This is a genomic window from Algoriphagus sediminis (genome assembly GCF_030403435.1).
Classification (GTDB): Bacteria; Bacteroidota; Bacteroidia; order Cytophagales; family Cyclobacteriaceae; genus Algoriphagus; species Algoriphagus sediminis.
On the sequence record NZ_JAUEPH010000003.1, the window covers coordinates 346497 to 366272 of the forward strand.

A 19776-nucleotide genomic window follows, 5' to 3' on the forward strand; every position below is an offset into this window, starting at 1 on the left:
ACTAGTCGTTCCACTTAAGATGTTTACCAGATTAGGGAAGCTCAATTTTTTAAATGAAGCGTCTGATTTCTGTTGATACTGGTTACATTTTTTAAAATCGCAATGAAAGTGGCTCCTTCCCCTTCTTGGCTTTCTGCCTCCAGTGTTCCTCCATGGGTCTTGATAATGTCATAGCAAAGACTTAACCCAAGCCCTGTTCCGGAACCCGAGGGCTTTGTGGTGAAGAAGGGTTGGAATATTTTATCTCGGATGCTTTCCGGTATACCCGTGCCGTTGTCTTTGACTTTGAGTACAATATCTATTTTGCCATTTTCTTGAGGAATGGACCTTGTCGTTATTTCAATAGTGGGAAAATAATGGGGGTCAGGAATATTGATTTTCTTTTGATGTACTGAATAGATTGCATTGTTGATAAGGTTCAGTATCATTTTACCTATTTCTTTGGGAGAAATATAAACTTTGGGTAGTCTCCTTTCCAGTTTCATGACTTGATCCAAGCCAAATTCATTTCCATCTTCGATTTTATATTTGGTTAAAAAGCTATGATAGGCGATGTTTCTGAACACATTGATCAAGACATTTAGGTCAGTCCACTCCTTTCTGCTGACACCTTTTTTGCTATGCTCCATCATATTTTTCACAATGGCATCAGCGTGAATCCCATGTCTACGGATTTTTTTTAAATTGGAACGGACATCCTCAATGAGCCGATTCAAAAGTTCTGGATCTCTCTGAGAATCTGGTTTATTTATTTCCTCCAGGACTTCCTCCAGCATTTCATCACTGACCTCTGAGAAGTTGTTTACAAAATTCAATGGGTTTTGAATCTCGTGGGCAATACCCGAAGTAAGCTCGCCTAGTGAAGCCATTTTTTCGGAATGGATTAACTGCGCTTGGGTATCCTTTAATTCTTCTATCGTTTTTTGTAGTTCTACATTTGAGTTCTCTACTATTTTCTGTTTGTTTTCTAATTCTTCAATCGTCTCTTCCAGTAGAATCCCTGTAGTCTTTTTGACCTTCTCCGTTTTCTCGAGCTTAAATTCCGTAATCGCCCACTTCTTATTGGCCTCTTGAAGAGTTTTAGTTATTTCCTCTCTGAGACCATCATCGATATGATCAAGGCTATTGATTAAATCTTGTATTTTCTTTAAATGAGGATTCATAAAATGGGCTCCCTTGATTCCAGATTAGAAAAAGACCGCAGAATAATTTTTATTTTTCTTTAAGCACGACGGCACAAGTAGTCAAGTTGTGCAATTCAATGTTTCCTCCCGGAGTTCTGGCCAGTTCAGCATTACTGAACATGCCCACCGTAGGCACCTCCCAGACTTTTCTCATTCCTTCAATTTCATCCCCCATCAAGGGACCAAGGGCTACCAGCCTACCTGCACAGCTAAAAATAATCAAGGCATCAGGATCAGGCATTTCTGTCCGTTTTAAATCTTCACATGCTTCAATTACTTTATCAATCACATCAAAGTCTGGTGGAAGTGAAAAGCGTACTTTGGCCCCCTGAGGCACAGAGCCTACACAATGGAATGAGCGATCATTTAAATCTACGACAAGGCCTGGGCGCATCACTGCCTCCCCGGACTCCCTTTGAAGTTGCAGAGGAAATTGAGAAGACATCTGAACAGAAAAATCTCCTGTGGAGGGATCTATTTCCAGCCCGCTATATTTAATTGTCAAATCGAGTACGGGAATATCATCCACAGTATACACATGGTTTCCTTCACTTTTTGTCACCGTTCGAACAGTACCTACGGCTTTCCATCCACAAGTTGCTTTCCCTTTAATTTCTATTTTATCACCGTCAAGGGCAAGTACTAATAAACCTCTGTTGCTTTCTTTTTCATTCGTGAAGACAAACTGCTCAGTAAAAGTAAAGTCGTCTCCTGCCATGCATCCATGAAGCTCTACCTCTTTTCCCATTACATCTTCGAACCCATAAATGAGTTCTTCACCATCAGTTTCAATGTTGCTTCCAGCAATAAGGAAAACTGGATTTTTGATTTTTTCGAGGGCCTTTTTAGCCGTCATTGCCGCCACCTCCCTGTAATTTTTCTCAGGATAACCCTCGAGCTGGATATGGAAAAATTCAGGTTTGATATCTAAAAGTAAAATGGCCGCTGACTCCTCGATCATGGTGTCATCCCTGAAACCTCCATTTGTGGTAGCCCCGAAAATAGTTAGTCCGGCTTTATCGAGGAGTTCTCTTATGGCTTTACGGTCTTGTTTCACCGAAATAAAACAAATAGCAAGGGTGGGGCTGAAACCATCCTCCAGAGCTTCCTTTAATTTTGTATTTAATTCTTCTGGACTGGTTCCGTTTATTGATTTCGCTTTCACAATTTTTTTGATTAAATGATTTGATCACTTGATGTCTCATTTATCAATGAGCTCTATTAAAATTTCGCTGACTTTCTCTGTAAGAATCAAGCGATCCTTTAGCTTAAATAAGAAAGAAGAAATGAAAACAGTCCTTTCTGCATAGTCGCCTAAAAACAAAGTACGGATCAGTTATAAAAAAGAATGTACTTTCAATATATCTCTAGCTTAGAGGCATGAAATGGTTGGAATGATAAACCCTTTCGCCAGATATTTAAAATAGTTTAATCTGACTTGCTTGCTAAGCTTATTAAGTTAAAGATTTTTCAGCTAAAAGGGCCTTTAAACATTGTGAATGTTTAGTGTGGCGGGGTTGCGTCCAAAACCCTGATTAGAAGAAGTAAATTAAAATCTGTCTCTAATTATGTATTAAGTTGACCCAACTTGGATTTATTAGACAACTCATTTGAGGATAATAAATATTCTATCGATAGAGAAGTCAGTTTTGGTTTTAAGGTATTCCTTGAGCTATTCTAAAAGACCTTCAAGTTTCTTCCTCGCATCCTCAAATCGGGTCATCATTCGGTTCATCTCTATTTCTCCGTAAGCTTGTTTTGCGATTTTTTCCGAAGCATCAATTGCCCGGATGAGATCTGCTGCTGCGGCTTTCATAGAATTCGGATCGGTGCTTCCGATAGAGTTTATCCAGATGGGAGAGCTATGGGCAAAAGGTCTGGCATGCATACTGGGCCATGAATCTTCTTTGATTTCACTGGCATAGGCACGGATTGCTACCCATCCGCCTTCTGGAAGCCTGACCTGTCCTTGATAGTTTCTGGTTTCTCCGGCTTTGATTCCCTCCAGCTTTTCTACGATTTCACCGTTTACGATTAATTCAACCACATCAATATCATTGGTACTTACCAAAGTAGCCGACCAGTCTTGGATACCACCGGAAATTACATCACCGGGTTTTGCATTTTCGCCTACTTGGAAAAGTAAGGCAGGCCCAGTGGACACAAACCCTTTTCCAGCCATAGCTGCATCCAATACAGCATCCGCGCTCATTTCAGCCCCTTCGAGGCGAACATAATTTCTACCGGTTCCGACGGCCATGGTGCGGTGAAAATCTACCCACATATCCGTACCCGACATGGCAACTACCGGGCGGCCAATATTTAAAAGTCGATACCAGACATGACTATTGCCCAATGGACTGGTCCAGGCGCAGACCATCTCCAGGCCTATTCTCTCTGCAAGAACAGCATCTGAAATCAGTTCGATGGGGATGGGTCCGTTTTCAAGTTGCTCAAAGGGATCGGAGTCAATTTCTATGGGATGAACGTAAGTGGTGAAAGCATCATTTTGATCAGCAAATTGAATTACCTCCCCGTTACTTCTATCCGGATCTCCCAGTTTAGGATTATTAGGTCCCCAAAACCAGGGAGCATAGGCTTTTTCTGTTCCTATTAAGCTAACATGACCATGAAAGTGTGAGCGTACCTCTTGTCCCTGATCTACAATTCTACCATTCCGTTCCGTTTCCTTTCCAATAATTGAAGCATCAATTCTTCGTTCCCAGCGATTCCATGACATGGGAGCAAGCAGATCCAGATCTTCTCCTTCCAAGGCTTGCAGGGCATCCTGATGAGTCGCCCGATGATGTCCATCTCCATTCAGATGAACATGATGATCTGCGGATACATATCCTGCTGCTTTGGCATCCCAAATTGGACTGATGCTAAGGCGGACTTCGCTCGATTGGCCATCTTCAACTTGTGCATTGGATTGTACAGAAGGTGTCATGGGACCTTGGACTCCTGTTATTTGATAATTTCCGACTGGTAGTGAAAAGCTTGATTCTCCTTCTAGATAAAAATAGTGTCGACCTGTTTGTGGATCTACATAAGTTGCATTTTCATGCGAAGCTATTGGATATCCATCCTCTCGGACAATAGAAACTCGTGCAGTAATTGGCTCGCTAGTGTTATCCACAACCTTCACCTTCAGCGTTCCACTTGCTTCTCCCAAGTCCCAGTTCTGAATTTTCACCTCACTTGGAACCTCACCATAAGTAGGAATCTGCATCAATCGAAATTGTCTGTTTTCATCCAGTTCGACGAAATAAATTTTTTCACCATCGGCACTGAAAGCCGGAGTTAAGGCAAAAGAGTTTCCATCGGTTAATCTGTGCTTTACTCTAGGATCATCCAAGTCCATGGTCCAGAGGTGGTAATCATTGTCTATGGGAGCGCTGTAGACAATGAGACGCTGAGCTGGATGGGAATCCGCAGTCAAATGATAGGTCAATGTCTGTGCAAGGGCGATGGTGTCTGTATTACTTTCAAAGTTTCTAATTCTGAGTACACGGTGGGCACCACTACCATGAAGGTACATCAGGCTTTGGCCATCTGGTAGACTTCTTGAGTTTCGCTCCACTTGACGAAGCTCTGTCAATGGCTCATCCATGGCAGAAGAAAGGTGATATCTGCGGAGATTGAGCGAACCGGTTTTTCCAGAGGTATAGTAAATCCATTCGCCATCTGCGGAAAATTCAGGGTCCAGTTCAATGGTTTCAGTATCAATTCTTTGTTCCTCCCCACTAGCTAAGTCCCGGACAATAATGGCAGTATTTTTCCCCTCATCTCTCACAAAGGTCAATTTTTCACCATCAGGAGACCATCTTGGACGCGAATCTATCCCAGGTCCTTTTGTAATTCGGGTCGCTGTTCCTGTTTGCAGATTTAGATTCCAAATCCAACCTCGAGCAGCAAAGGCTAATTGTACACCATCCGGTGCTGGAGCTGGATCTGTTGGGCCATGTGCCAGAATCGGAAGTTCATGCTGTTCCAAATAGACATGATGTCCAAAGTCATCAAGTTTCGCATAATGATTATACCATTGGGCCGAAGCGGATTCCGCGAAAAGGAAAAGGCAAAATAGTATTACTGTAAAATGGAATAAGTTTTTCTTTTGGATACTCATTTTCTTAGCTAGGCTAAAGTGAGGGATAAATGAAATTGATTTCGAACTTGGATGGTAAAAATCGGTTGGCCATATAACTTTTATTACTTCTCTTCAATCCTAGCATATTTTTCTAATAACTCCATGACTTCCTCTTCAGGCAGCTCATAGACTGTGGTGTTATTTTTTCCTACCATTGTTTCGGCTGCCACCAATGCATTCAGGATCGATTCTTCGGTAGCTTGTGCAACTGCCTCAAAAAGGGAAGTGATTTTGTCATTAGGAATCATGGTCAGTTGTTGCATTTCGACCCGGTCTGCTGCTCCTGGATTGGAGGTAGAAAAAGCGATGAAGATATCCCCTGAGCCGTTTCCTCCATAGCCACCTACTCTACTTATCCCTATCGGGACTCGGCGTGCCAATCTCTTCAATTGATGAGGAAGCAAAGGTGCATCCGTGGCAACGATCACAATGATTGACCCTCTTTCTTCTTGCCGCTTTAATGGATCCCAAAGAATCTTATGATCGGTAATTTCTTTTCCTATAGGCACACCTGCAATCGTTAAGTTTTCTCGAGAACCATAATTTGCCTGTACTAAAACACCCAAGGTATAGGTAGTATTATTGATGACGACTTCACGGGATGAAGTTCCAATTCCCCCTTTGAACTCATGGCAAATCATTCCAGTACCACCACCGACATTTCCCTCCTCCACTGGGCCTGATTTGGCATTATCCAAAGCTGAGAAAACATGTTCTTTTTTGACGTGAAATCCGTTGATATCATTTAGGTCTCCATCATAGGTTTCAGCAACTACCGGCAAGGCCCAAAATACATCAGGTTCGTAGGGCAAAGGGTCGAAATGATCATTGTTAAACTGCCATTCCACCACCGCATCTCGCACAATGCCTACACTGTGGGTATTTGTAATGGCGACAGGACCTTCCAAAAAGCCCGACTCTTCCACCCAAGTGGTTCCGGTCATTTCCCCATTTCCATTCAAGCTGTACCAGCCTGCAAATACGGGATCGTATTGCTTTCCTCTCGGAAATATTGCCGTCACTCCTGTTCTTACAGGTCCTTCTCCCACTATCAATTCACCCTCACCGGAAATCAATGTGGTATGCCCCACTTCAACCCCTTTGACATCGGTAATGGCATTGAGTTTCCCAGGTTTTCCATCCAGTGGAATTCCTAAATCTCTGGCTCGGGGTCCTTGAGCGAAAGCCATTGAAATTGGAATGGATAGAAAAATGAAAGTGAGCAGCCTGGTCATCGGATTGTTATTTAGATGCCTAAATGTCTCAATATAAGGAAATTCCAATGCCAAAACCCTAAAGGTTAGCAAAGGTGAAACAACCCAAAGACTAAAGTTGGCTTGATTGGAAAAGTAATGAGTTTAACCTTTGGCCATAATACCCCCATCAATGGTGTACACACCACCAGTGATCCAGGAGGCATCTTCAGAAGCCAGGAACAAAGCTAGTTTTGCAATGTCTTCCGGTTCACCCAATCGTTGTACTAAAGTATTCTTGCCGGCATTTTCCACAGCTGTTGCCGGGTCTGGAAAAGCTGCTGCAGAAGCATGAATAAAGGGAGTGTCGACAGGTCCCGGACAAATGCAATTGATGCGGACTTTTGGGGCATAGTCCACTGCGGCTTGTTTTGATAGTGCCACTAGTCCAGCCTTGGAAGCGCAATAAGAAGGATGATTGGGAAAGGACTTAAAAGCGGCAATGGAGGAATTGATAACCACGGATCCATAGTTGCTATTTTCAAGGTATGGAAGGGCTGACTTTAACAGGTAAAAGACTGAGGTCAAATTCACATCAAGAGTTTTAGTCCATTTTTCGATCTCCAACTCTGTAATTGATCCCAAGCCTAGCATGCCGGCATTGGTGACTAAGCCATCCAACTTACCGAATTTGTCCAGAGCCAATTCTACCAGCCTTTGGTTATAAGCCGGATCGCTGACATCACCAGCTAGAAAATAGGCCTCAGTTTTCAATAGCTTTAAAAGTTTTTCTGCTGCTTCCTCATTTCTTCCACTCAAAATAAGTTTTGCCCCTTCCTTTGAGAATTCCAGAGCTATGGCACGACCCATTCCGCTTGTCGCACCTGTCACGATAAATGTTCTGTTTTGTAGTTTCATTTTGGGTTTATTGTACGATTTTTTCATCTGCAGTGATGTCATTTCCACCTTGCACTTGAAGTACTTTAAGCGTTTTGATCAATGTCTTCTATGTTTTTCTCAATCCACTTTCGAGGTAGGTTACTCTGATTTCTAATTTGGAAGGTCTTGAGCTGCCGCTGGAGATTTTATTAGACTAGGTTCCTAAAAAGTCCTATAGTTAGTTTTCGAATTAAAGGAAAGAATTTGGGAGGAAAATTACTACCAGGCATTTTTTCAAGTACCCATCTTTCAAAGTCTCCCTTTTACAAACTCCATCAGCTCAATCAATTCTCCATCAGGACCGCTTAGGAAAATGTTTTTGACAATAATGGATCCATCGTTGATTGTGCGCACCTCTCGGACCTTTTTTGCCCCAGCATCCTTTGCCCTTGCTAAGGCATTGTCCAAATTTTTAACCGTGATTCCCATATGTTGAAAATGGATGTCTCGGCTAATGGAGTCAGGGTAGGCTTGCTCAGAAAGCTCCAGAACAAAATCACTTTCTGGGAATTTCATAATTACTAGATCCAAGGAGGTTGTTTCTGTTTCGCCCTGTTCGGTGGTGATCTGTACCTCATCGATGCGTTTATGGACTTTCAGCCCAAGAGCCTCCTCATAGAATTGGACAGATTTTTCCATATTAGAAACATACAGCATTACATGGTTAAAGTCTTCGGATGACTTTTTCTTGGAGGTACTTGTGCAAAAGGTAAAGGTGAAAAATAGGATTATAAGAAAGCCTTGATTATTCCTGCGCGTGAACAAAGGTAAATTTCTCATGATTGGTATTTTTTCTTACATCCTACAAAAGCCTAGGCTTGAAAGGAGATTCTAAAATTGTTTTTCCAGCCTTAAAATCTAAGTTTATATTTCCAGCACGTGTTTTGAGGAGATTTTAGCTTAAGTTCAAACCTAGAACTTTTTAAATACTAGAAGGAAAAGAATTTTTCCTTTATTCTATTTTAAAGAAAGTGAGATAACCAATAGAATATTAGAAACTGTGTCTTAATAGGTTATTTATAAAGCATCTCTTCCGCACCATTCCAGTTTTTTGGAGCACCCTGATTGAGATACTTTTCTGCATTTTTAAGGAAGACTTTGACGGTATGATCTTCTGGATCTGAATCCAAAACTTTATTGAATAGTGCGATAGCATTTTCAAACTTTCTTTGCTGATACAGCTCCATGGCCTTATCGAAGTCTTCTAGGTTTTCTTTGCGTTTTGTACTAATACTTTCTTGTAAACCATTCATACATTCCACCACACTAAGGGCGTTGTTTTTTCCTTTGAGTAATACTTTGCCCAATCTCCTAAATGCTAAATTTGAATTGTTTGGGATGCGTTTGACCGTGTCTTCGCTCATTAGAAGAGGGGATTGATAATATTTAGTCAGACTCTCTATTCTTGAGGCGGTATTAACTGTATCACTTATCGTAGCAGCGTCAAGACGGTGTTCATCTCCAGTTATTCCCATTATTAATGGCCCAGTATGCATTCCTATCCCCGCATTGATCAAGGGTAAGCCTTGTTCTTTTCGTTGCCGATTTAGAGTTCGGACAGCACGCTGCATTCCAATTGAAGCCAGAACTGCATCTTGGGGTCTATTTGGAAAAATGGCCATAATGGAATCTCCCAAGTATTGATTTATAAAACCCTTATGCTCGCGAATGATGGGTCCCAAGATTTCATTAAATGAGGATACAAATCTGAAATTCTCTTCTGGACTCATACGTTCCGAAAGGGTAGTAAAATCTCGAATATCCGTGAATAAGACAGTCACTATTTTTTCGACCTGATCACCTAACCTTACATCTGTGATATTCTTCTTCCCTAATGAAGAAATAAATTCATTAGGCACAAATTTTTTGATTACTTCATTAATCCTCTGCATTGCTTCTTCTCGCATTCTTATCTCAGTAAGATTTTTTTCAAAAAGAAGTGCTGACTCAATGGCAGAGGAAGACTGCAAGGCAAGAGTCACCAAAAGCTTTAAATGAGCCGCAGTGAATGGTTCGGAACGAGTCCCTGCTAAAACAATGGCCCCCATAATCTGATCCTTACCCTTTAAAGAAGCATAGATGAGATTGGTCACATTGGGTGCAACCAATCCAAGTTTCTTTATTGCCTCAATATCTGTGATGATTCCTGATTGTCCATTGAGTACTATTTGAAATAGAAAAGAAGTGTTTTTTGCTAATAGATCTAAATCAAATAATTGCTCACCGGTGACCGCAGGAACAGCCAGAGTTTTTTCTTTTTCCTCCCATAGGGTAATAATTCCTGCGTCTGCTGGGATAGAATTGGTGGAGTGGGCAAGTGTAATTTCTGCGATAGCCTGTGTAGAAATTGCCTCTCCCAAGCTCTCGGCAAACCCATAAATAATATTGAGTTCCTGATACAGGTGAAGGACTTCTGCTCCCAATTTCCTTTTTTCTGACTCTTTAGTAATCAGCATGTTTAGCACATCCCATACCTGATTGAGTACATTACTTTTGCTCCAAACGCGTGCGACAATAGCATCTCCAGTAATCAAGGGAATACTCAATGAGTCATGTAAAAGGTCTGGGTTGCCATAAACTACTTTTCCAGAAGGATCGGAAATACAAACCTCGGTCTTATTATGTGTACACCAATTATCTAACCATAGCCTGAGTGTATCTTCTTTCCTCAGAATAGCTTTAATTGAAATTTTTGCCATGGTTAATATTCAGTTTCTGTTTAGGCTATTTTAGTTATAGACTATGGTAATTGGAGTACATCACGTGCTTTTTCTAGCAATAACTCTGGATCGAATGGCTTGGTCATATAAATATCCGCTCCTACATCAAGGCCTTTTTGGCGGTCCGATTCTTGACCTTTTGCTGTTAGCAAAACAATATAGATTTGGGATAGCCCCATTTCCTGTTTTACTCTTCGGCAAACTTCCATACCGTTGAGTTTTGGCATCATCACATCCAAAAAAATGAGATCTGGTGTTTCTTCCTTTATAACTTCTAGGGCCATTTCCCCATTTTCAGCGGTATAAAACTCCACTCCTTCATCTTCTAGCTCTTCTAGCGACTGCTCTATGAGCATGCGGATGTGAGCTTCATCATCGACAATTAATATTTTTAGAGACATACAAAAATGTGTGTTAACATATTTAGTTTAAAAGATTTTATTTATTGGTAAATAAAGAACAAGACGTTTTCTAGGCCCTTTTCAAAGCGTAGAGTTTGAATAATTTCATCATTAGAAGAAAGAATCGAATTAAGGATAATAATGTCTGGAAGTGTTTCTTTTGCCTTCTCCACCAGTTCCTTTCCATCGGATTCTACGACTTGATAACCTTTAGTCTGGAGGACATCAGTCAGGGTTCGAACGGCAGTAGAATCCTCATCCACCACCATTACTTTCTTTTTGGACTTCCCTTGATTTAGCAAGTCCCCAATGTCTTCAAACAGCTGATTAGTATCTATTGGCTTGGTCAAATAACGATCTACACCAATCCTGAACCCTCTCGCTTTATCCTGGACAATTGATAAAATGATAATTGGAATATCCATCGTCTGCGGGTCATTCTTCAGAATGGCTGCGACATCAAAACCATTAATCTCAGGCATCATGATATCAAGAATAACCAAATCTGGCCTATTCTCTCGAATGGATTCAATCGCCTCCTTTCCGTTGCTGGCTTCTGAGGTCAGATAACCCGCTTCGGCCAATTCTTGGCTGAGCAACGAGCGAATGGATTGCTCATCATCAACTATTAGGATATGTGCATTATTCTTGACAGACTTCAACCGAGAGAAGACCATCTTGTTTTTCAATTGGTCTACCAATTGATCCAAATGAATGGGTTCTTCATAATTTGTGGTTACCCTATTCTTTATTGGCAAGGCAAAAGAAAAATTACTTCCTTCGCCAACTTTACTTTCAAGCCAAATTCTACCACCATGATGTTCAATTATCTCCTTGCATATTGGAAGACCAAGCCCTGTGCCTTTTGGTTTGTCTGTGAGGGTGTCTCCGCCAACTTGCTTAAACTGCTCAAATACAGCATCGAAATCTTCGGGTGCAATGCCCATTCCGGTATCAATGATACTAGTAATGATTTCATTTCCGCTTCTTTTAATTCGGCAAGTGACCCCACCCTTTTCGGTAAACTTCACGGCATTGGAAATCAAATTGATTACCACCTGAATCAGCTTGTTATTATCTCCACTTATTTCAGGAATATTTTGATCAAAATCCCTAATGAGCTTGAGTTTATTTGATTCAAAAAGAGAATTTGTAGCTGCAATCGCTCGCTCGACCACTTCTGTGAGATTAACCTGCTCTTCGCTCCAATCCATTTTTCCCGCCTCTATTTTTGCGAGATCAAGTACATCATTGATTAATGTGGTTAGTCGTTCACCTTCAGATATTACGACATTTAGGTTTTGAGAAACTTGATTTAACGCTCTTCCAGTTTTGGGATCTTTTTGATCCACTAAAGGAAATATCTTTTCTTCTAGTCTCTTTTGGATGATTTTCGCAAAACCTAATACTGATGTAAGGGGCGTCCTAAGTTCATGGCTCACAGTGGAAAGGAATGCACTTTTGGCTTCATTTGCTTTTTCCGCAGCTTGCTTTGAAGCGACCACTTCTTCAAATAACTGGGCTTTATTAATGGCTACTCCTACAGAGGAAGCGATGGTAGATAGTAAGCTAGAGTCGCTCTCGTCAAATCGATTTTCGAATTCGGTACTCTGTACACTTAGCACTCCAATTGCCTTTTCGCCCTGGAAAATGGGAACTCCCAAATAGGATGCGGAAGGTATCCCAAGGTGACTAGTTCCCATGGCGACAGTCATTTCCTCCACATCTCGATTAATGAGCAATGGCTCTCCAGAATTCAATATTTTGGAAGTGAGCCCTTCACCCAATTTCTGAGGAGGCATTTCGTCACCAAATCTATATGGGAAATTGATCATCCCACTTTGCTCATTCAAAAGAGCAAGGTACACAATATTGGCATTGAACAAGTCTTTCATCTGATCCCCAACTAGGTGGATGATCTCATCCAGAGATAGCTGCGAAGCAAGGGCCTGTGTAACTCTATTAACAGCGGACAATTCATTGGCTTGTTGCGTAGACTCCTCAAGTAGTCGATTGGTTTCGTCAAAAAGCCGAGTGTTTTCCAAAGCTACACCCATGCTACTGGTAATCGTCACCAATAGGTTCACTTCTGCATCACTGAATGCATGCTCTCGATCCAGATTTTGAAGGCTTACAGATCCTCTTACGGTTTTACCGATGATGATCGGGACAAAAACTGCTGATTTTGGAGTATGGCCCATACTCACTCCTTTTCCTCCAAATTTTCGTGCAGTCTGGATATAGTTTTCGTTGATTACAAGCGGTTGCTTGGTCTCAATAAGTTTACGATTGGCCCAATTAATAGGTCGGGGGTCACTGTATTGCCGTACATCGCGCTCGATGGAATAATGCCAAATTTCTTGCTGTGAATTATGATCGAAGGAGCGGAGGACGACTGTTTGGGTATCAAAAAGATCATTCAGTTTTTCTCCGACCAGTTCATAAATTCCCTCGGTATGGATTTCTTTCACCAAACCATTCTGCACTCCGTTTAATACAGCTAGTTCAGAAACCCTCTGACTGAGTTCCTGGGTACGTTCCATTACAGTCTTTTCTAATAATTCCTGTTTTTCACGAAGTTGGCTTAGTCTCCATTTCAAAATCAAACGTACCAAAATGATGATCAAGAGAGCGTAAATCAAATAAGCCCACCAGGTACTATACCAGGGCGGGATGATGGTAAAGGTGTAAGATGCCTCTTCGCTTATATCATTAAAGACATTTTTTGCACGAACTCGGAAAGTATAGGTGCCCGGGGAAAGATTGGTGTATTCCTTATAGACGCTCCTGTTCCAATCTGACCAATCAGATTCAAAACCTTCCAAGTAGGTCTGGTAAGTAGTTCGTTGTTCCTGCTGATAGAATTGGGCTGCATAAGTAAAACGGATAGAATTTTGAGAATAGGCCAAATTCTGGTCAGCCTTATTATTTGAATGATTTAAAGTGTCCAAACCAGCATAAATGCCTCTCATCCTTACTGGGAAATTCTCCTTTGATTTAGAAGGAATAGTGCGATCATACCGAAGCAAACCTTCTCCACTCCCTATCCATACAATGCCATCATCCTCGGAATAAAGACCAAATACAGCTTGCCAAGGGTAATCGTTGAATAGGTTTTCTTCAAGGGTGTAAGTATTGTCAGGGCCTGGAATAGCTAGTCTTAGTCTATTGCCAATTGGAATCCAAACTTGACCTTGAGAGTCTTCTTGCATAAAAAAACCTTCAGAAAGCCCCAGGTTATCCGGGATCATTCCAAATCGATCATCAGGCACAATTGATTCTGTTGCTGGATCATAACGTAAACTAGCTCCGAAGGAAGGGAAAAAGATTTCACCATCAATAGCGTACAATAATCCCGCAGATTTAACCAAACCTTCTTCGACACCAAATTCCTTGATTTGAAAATCTGCAACGATGGGAAGATCGTTTTCATCATAGGAAGGGGTGATGCGATAGGCCATGTTCGTTTGGGTTCCAGCCCAAATGGTCCCATCCTCACTCTCAGCAATGGACCAAATCGTATTTGGCATTCCTTCTAAGTCGGCATATTTTTCCCAAAAATTTCCTTTTTTAAGGAAAATCCTCAGGCCACCGGCTTTAGAAATGTATAATAGATTTGGATGACTAGGTGAGATCATCAGATCTTGACCTCCAGTTGTATTAGTGTCAATAGGGAGAATTCTTCCATCTCGGATCATCGAAAGGTCTTCCCCAGGGACGATCAAATCATCCCCATCCACTACTAGATTCCAAATTTGTATGTTTCCAAGTTCAGGTATTGAGACAAATTTTTTGCTGGCATCATCATATTTGAAAAGACCGATAGATGAACTAACGTACAATTGACCGGCAGCTCGGGTAATGGCATAAATGGTTGAATTTAAGCCTTGATTCTCAGTAAAAGTACTGATAGGGGAGTTTAGCTCTAGCTTTGAAATTCCATTGTCTAGTCCAACCCAAACTGTTTGGTCTTGATCCACGAAAACAGAATATACCGAAGGGTCTTGTAGTCCTTGATCACCAGAAAGAATATTCAGTAGCTCTCCTTCTTGATTTACCACCACCAATCCCATTCCGATCATAGAAGCTACCAGGTTTCCATTGGGAAGAAGGGCACTTTTATAAAGCAAATTAGTCTCGGTATATTCATTTAGGTCACTATCAAAAATTTCAAAATTCTCACCATCATACTTGTAAAACTCTTGATAAAACCGACCTGTTAGGAATTGCTTCTGACCAGTATCAGGATTGTCTATATGCTCGACTAAGGTGAACAGTCGATCCCCGGCAACCACTTCACTTCCCTCTATAAACTCAAGCTCCTCATCAACCATTTTATAGAGTCCATTATCCACATCATGGACGATATAATCCCCATGGATGATATAACCATGTGAAAAGGTACTCTGGGCTGGATATGTTTTGATATTAAACTCCCCCTTGTCTAGATCATAGTCTAACCGAAAAATATACTCTCTAGCTTGAAAATAGAGATATCTTCCATCAAATTGAACAGACCAAAATTCTTCGAAATCCCTCTTGTCCTCCGGGATAAGATGCCTTAAAGATTCTATTACTCGATCCCCAAATTTATTTTTTTTGAGATATCCAAAGCTTCCACCAGATACATAAAAAATAACCCCATTGTTATCTTTTACCATTCCTCTGGTGGAGACACCAGTGGGGTAATCAGGGTTCCGGATTTGCCGCCAATTAATCCCATCGAATTCCATGATCTCGGTAGAAGTTCCGAAATACATTAATTGGTCATCACTTTGAATAATGGACCAGACCTGCCCATTACCACCGTACTCAGAAGTGGCATAATTGGTGATCAAAGGAACTCCTATTTCTTCGCCTGACTGGGAGTAGCCAAAACTGGAAAATAAAAACAGAATTCCGAAAACCGAATAACACAATTTGCCTTTGAAAGGGTGATCAAAAAAATGAGAAAGGCTTTTCATGGTATTATTTTAAGATTATTATAAAAAATCAAGGAGGAATCTAATAAATAAATACCCAAAGTCCTAAAAGAAAAAGCTAGCTCTGGAGGACTATCAGGACGTACTTTATAAATAGAATGTCACCTTTCAGAATTTTGGGCAACCAATGTTTATTTAGTTCAATGCGACCTCTGTCTCAGTATCAAAATTTAAAAATAAACTTCGCCCAGAAGGTGCCCGACTACAGGAGTGAAAAACAAAAAGCAACAGTTTATTTCCTGTTGCCAGTACTTCTCCAATTCTTATCCACCACCTAAGCCACGTGGTATATTTCCATCTCTTTTTCCGTTCACATGAACCCTTTAGTATTTTTCCAGCATTCGATTCATATTTTTTTCACTTTTGACAAAGTGTTTTGTAGTAAAAATGTCTTGTATATTTCTCAAACTTCTTTCTAGGGCTTTTCATAGGACATCGTTATTGGGTATTGACATGACGAAAGTTGCTCCCATACCTTCCTCACTCTCTATCCTAATTTCTCCCCCATGCGCCTTGATGATATCATAAGATAGAGATAATCCCAACCCTGTTCCCGAACCGGTCGGCTTGCTGGTAAAAAAGGGCTGGAAGATTTTGTCTTTGATGGACTCGGGGATGCCGTTTCCATTATCTTGGACAGAAAGCTCTACCCCTAAATCCCCTGAAGGTGACTTGGTTACCATTGTTTTGACGGTTACCAAAGGCTTGTATGTTTCTCCCCCTTCAGGAGGCAGGGGGGTAGATTTTGCTTTCTCATGGACGGCGTAAAAGGCATTATTCACCAGGTTCAAAACCACCCGCCCGATATCCGAAGCCACCACATCGACTTTTGGCAAGTCAGGATCAAGATCTAACTTAAAGTCTGCTGTGAAGCTTTTATCCTTGGCTCGAAGTCCGTGATAGGAGAGGCGCAAATATTCATCTGCGAGCTCATTAAGGTCCGTTTCTACCTTCTCTCCGGAATTACTTCTACTATGCTCCAGCATTCCCTTCACTATATCTCCAGCGCGTTTCCCGTGGTAGTGTATTTTATCCTCATTTGCTTCTATATCAGTTGCTATCAATTTCACCTCTGCCAAATCGCCTTTTTTTATTTCTTCCTTTAGTTCAGCAATTAATTCCTTGTTCAGCTCCGAGAAATTATTGACAAAATTCAGTGGATTTTGAATTTCATGAGCTATACCAGCAGTCAGTTCACCCAGAGATGCCATTTTCTCAGATTGAATCAGTTGGGCTTGGGTTGATTTCAGGTTTTCGAGGGATTGATTGAGTTGAGAGGTCCGATGTTTGACCTTCTCCTCTAAGATTAAATTTTCCTTCTTGAGGGCTTTTGCACGGTATTGAACAATAGCTCCGACTATTGCAGAAAATGCCAAAAGGTATAAAACCCAAGCCCACCAGGTATTTGTCCAATGAGGGAGTATGGTAAAGCTTATTTTTGCCGGTTCAATCCAAAGGCCCTCTGGCGATAAGCTACTTACCAGAAAAGTATATTTGCCAGCTGGCAAATTTCTGTAATTTTCACTGAAGGGGTTAGTGCTCACTTTGCTCCATTCTTTATCAAAACCTTCTAAGAAATAGCTGAACTTCGCTTTGTCTTGGTTTGAGAGTTGGGCACTGCTAAACTGGAAGCTTAAATAATTATGCTCAAAAGGAATTTCCAGATTCACGGGAAGATTAAAATAACCCGAGACGCTATCCCATTTCACATGATTTTCTTGGAGCCAATCACTTTGTTTGGGGACAGCATTGGCAAGATAAAATGTGTCTAGACTGGCGCTAAAAATAGTATCTAAATCAGGACGTTTTCTTGCGATGTTATTTCGATCAAAGAAGATTTGGGATTCATCAGAAATGGTGATACCAGAGATAAATGTCTTAATTTCCGAGGAATCCTTTCTGGGAATATTTGTTATTGTAAGCGCCTCCGTTTCGATTCCCCACCACAGTTTATTATTAAATTCAATTACCGCATCAGCATTAAAATCGGTATAAATTAAACCTTGACCTTTTTCAAAGGATTTTAAGTCATACCCAAATTTCCCCTGGCTCTTTTTTTCTGGATTAGGAGTCAAAAGGTTAAATCCGTTTCCTGTTCCGATATAGTACTTTCCATTCGATCCATATGAAGTGTAGACGGCAGGATTTGATAAGCCATTTTCAGTATTTATTTCAGTTAACGAATTCGTATATTGATCAACAATCAAGAGGCCTGATCTACTTCCTATCCACAGCTTTTCGTCTTCATCCTTGAAAAAGGCGCCTGTATTTCTTTGACTAAGTTCACCTTCTTCCATCAAATAGGATATCGTATTATTTTCAGGGTTAATCACGTTTATCCCTAAATCTGTTCCTGCCCAAATCTGGCCATATCGATCTTCTGCGAAGCCCCAGACAATATCTCCCATTATTCCATTCAGGTTGGAAAGCATTTTTATTTCTTTCTTTTCCAAATCGATAAATTCCACGTCTCCATTTCTAAATGACCCTGTCCAGAGTCTTCCCTTACTATCTACTATAGATGAAGACGGGAAAAGTGTAACAATACCTTGAGTACCTGTGAGGTATTGGATATTCTCCTTTACCTCGTCATAAATACCAAAACCAAATCCAGGCGAGGTAATTAAAATCTGGTTCTCGGAAAGCCTTTGCATTTTGTGGGAAATATTGTTCGCCTTGGGGAGTCCAAGGTTTATATCTAATCTTGATATGGAGTTTTTACTTGGATCATACAGGTCCAAGCCTTGTCTCGAACCAATCCAGAGTCGTTCTTCAGAATCTTCAAAAAAAGACCAAGTATCAGGTCCAGAAAGTCCATCAGAACTGTTTAGATAAATTGGCGCAAGGCCTTTGAGGTCAAAGAGGTTGATTCCATCCTGGGTTGCAATCCAAAGTTGTTCATTTCTATCAAAAGTGGTGGTGTTTATAAAATCATCAATTAATCCATCGGCAGAATTTAAATTTTTGAGTCCGTTGTTGTCTTTATTAAAAACATATACACCTTCACTTGATGACATCCAAATAGTTTGGTCAGACCCCTCTGAAAAGTGGCATATACTTGTTCTAAGCCCTTGTTCTGCACCTAGAGAGCTGATTATATTTCGCTCAGAATTTAAAAATGCTACTCCCTGCTCAGCGGTACCTATCCATATTTGGTTCTCGCTATCTGTGAAAAGGCCAGTGATGGAGGCGATTGAGGTATTAAATGGCTCTTCTAAGGTTTTAATTTTTCCATCTTGGATATCAATTTCCGAGAGGCCTGAAGCTGAGCCTACCCAAAGGGATCCATTTTGATCAATTGTAAGTTTTGAGGCATTTCTGTCATTATTTGGGCCCCATTGAGGAATGTGCTTATAAGTATCGTCTGACGAGTTAAAGACGTATATACCATCCTGAATTGTACCAACCCAAATCTGTCCTTCTCCATCCATAATCATGGAGCAATTATCATTAAAATTGAAATTTTGACCTACGAAATTAAAGCTACTTACAAGGCCAACCTTCAGGTCTAAAACATAGATTCCTTTTTGAGAGGTGTAAACCCAAATTCTGCCATCCTGGTCTTCTAATATGTTGTTTACAATTGCCTGACTACCGGTAAAAAAAGATTCAATAAAATCGAAAATTTCTAAATATGCCCCATCAAATCTGGTTAACCCTTTATCCGTGGCTATCCACATCATGCCATTACTGTCTTCCATCAGGGCAGTAACTAAATAGCTGGGAAGACCCTGGTCCTCACTGAATTCTAAAATACCCAGGGTAGAATTTTTTTCAATTTTAGGTAAGCCTGCTTTTATTTTTTTGGGATTAGCTAGTAAGTAGTTTTTGAAGTCAATCTTAATAGACGGAAGCTCTGAAAAATTAAGAGAAGAATCCATGAAAGATTCAAATAGTACCTCATTTGTTTTTAAGGGTGTCTTCAAGGGAATGAATCGATCTGGATAAAATGGTTTTCGAGGAAAGGATTCTATGTTAACCTTTCGCTCATTCATTTTAGCAAAATCATTCATGTCTCTAACTTCCCAATCGATTTGCTTGGGCTCACTAAATTCTAAGGGGATTACTTTTGGCTCTTCAAATTCAGAACTACCAATTGTAATTTTTTCAGAGTCATTTTTTTCTTGACAGGAAATAGTGGACAGTGCAACCAATCCTACTAAAAATAATAATGATTTTAACCGCTTATTTTGAAGGTTCATTTGTT

General features: G+C 40.7%; 10 protein-coding genes. All 10 read right to left on the reverse strand.

The annotated features are described in order from the left end of the window. Nucleotides 1-41 precede the first annotated feature (41 nt). On the reverse strand, nucleotides 42-1163 hold the full coding sequence (locus QVH07_RS08015) for a sensor histidine kinase (protein ID WP_289999645.1): 1122 nt from the start codon (nucleotides 1161-1163) through the stop codon (nucleotides 42-44). 49 nt (nucleotides 1164-1212) lie between these two features. Beyond that, entirely contained in the window at nucleotides 1213-2349 is a 1137-nt protein-coding gene (locus QVH07_RS08020) for an FIST signal transduction protein (RefSeq protein WP_289999646.1), read from the reverse strand. 507 nt (nucleotides 2350-2856) lie between these two features. Further along, nucleotides 2857-5313 carry a CehA/McbA family metallohydrolase gene (locus QVH07_RS08025; protein WP_289999647.1) on the reverse strand — a complete coding sequence of 819 codons (2457 nt, stop codon included), beginning with the start codon at nucleotides 5311-5313 and terminating at the stop codon, nucleotides 2857-2859. An 83-nt stretch (nucleotides 5314-5396) separates the two neighbouring features. Beyond that, nucleotides 5397-6569: a DmpA family aminopeptidase gene (locus tag QVH07_RS08030; RefSeq protein ID WP_289999648.1), complete on the reverse strand. Its 1173-nt coding sequence runs from the start codon at nucleotides 6567-6569 to the stop codon at nucleotides 5397-5399. A 123-nt stretch (nucleotides 6570-6692) separates the two neighbouring features. After that, complete coding sequence (locus QVH07_RS08035; protein ID WP_289999649.1) at nucleotides 6693-7445, reverse strand: SDR family NAD(P)-dependent oxidoreductase; 753 nt, start codon at nucleotides 7443-7445, stop codon at nucleotides 6693-6695. A gap of 270 nt (nucleotides 7446-7715) precedes the next feature. Continuing rightward, nucleotides 7716-8246, reverse strand: coding sequence for a VOC family protein (locus tag QVH07_RS08040; protein WP_353890984.1), 531 nt, complete (start codon nucleotides 8244-8246; stop codon nucleotides 7716-7718). 233 nt (nucleotides 8247-8479) lie between these two features. Beyond that, a complete protein-coding gene (locus tag QVH07_RS08045; RefSeq protein ID WP_289999650.1) occupies nucleotides 8480-10165 on the reverse strand; it encodes an adenylate/guanylate cyclase domain-containing protein in 1686 nt (561 codons plus the stop codon). 41 nt (nucleotides 10166-10206) lie between these two features. Then, on the reverse strand, nucleotides 10207-10587 hold the full coding sequence (locus QVH07_RS08050; protein WP_289999651.1) for a response regulator transcription factor: 381 nt from the start codon (nucleotides 10585-10587) through the stop codon (nucleotides 10207-10209). Nucleotides 10588-10628: 41 nt separating this feature from the next. Further along, nucleotides 10629-15551: a response regulator gene (locus QVH07_RS08055; protein ID WP_289999652.1), complete on the reverse strand. Its 4923-nt coding sequence runs from the start codon at nucleotides 15549-15551 to the stop codon at nucleotides 10629-10631. A 443-nt stretch (nucleotides 15552-15994) separates the two neighbouring features. Continuing rightward, on the reverse strand, nucleotides 15995-19771 hold the full coding sequence (locus tag QVH07_RS08060) for a sensor histidine kinase (RefSeq protein WP_289999653.1): 3777 nt from the start codon (nucleotides 19769-19771) through the stop codon (nucleotides 15995-15997). Nucleotides 19772-19776: the final 5 nt, after the last annotated feature.

Excerpts from the sequence above, each read along its gene's own strand:
- QVH07_RS08040 (WP_353890984.1), bottom strand. The coding sequence starts at position 8,246 with ATGAGAAATTTACCTTTGTTCACGCGCAGGAATAATCAAGGCTTTCTT.
- QVH07_RS08025 (WP_289999647.1), bottom strand. The coding sequence starts at position 5,313 with ATGAGTATCCAAAAGAAAAACTTATTCCATTTTACAGTAATACTATTT.
- QVH07_RS08030 (WP_289999648.1), bottom strand. The coding sequence starts at position 6,569 with ATGACCAGGCTGCTCACTTTCATTTTTCTATCCATTCCAATTTCAATG.
- QVH07_RS08060 (WP_289999653.1), bottom strand. The coding sequence starts at position 19,771 with ATGAACCTTCAAAATAAGCGGTTAAAATCATTATTATTTTTAGTAGGA.
- QVH07_RS08050 (WP_289999651.1), bottom strand. The coding sequence starts at position 10,587 with ATGTCTCTAAAAATATTAATTGTCGATGATGAAGCTCACATCCGCATG.
- QVH07_RS08045 (WP_289999650.1), bottom strand. The coding sequence starts at position 10,165 with ATGGCAAAAATTTCAATTAAAGCTATTCTGAGGAAAGAAGATACACTC.
- QVH07_RS08015 (WP_289999645.1), bottom strand. The coding sequence starts at position 1,163 with ATGAATCCTCATTTAAAGAAAATACAAGATTTAATCAATAGCCTTGAT.
- QVH07_RS08035 (WP_289999649.1), bottom strand. The coding sequence starts at position 7,445 with ATGAAACTACAAAACAGAACATTTATCGTGACAGGTGCGACAAGCGGA.
- QVH07_RS08055 (WP_289999652.1), bottom strand. The coding sequence starts at position 15,551 with ATGAAAAGCCTTTCTCATTTTTTTGATCACCCTTTCAAAGGCAAATTG.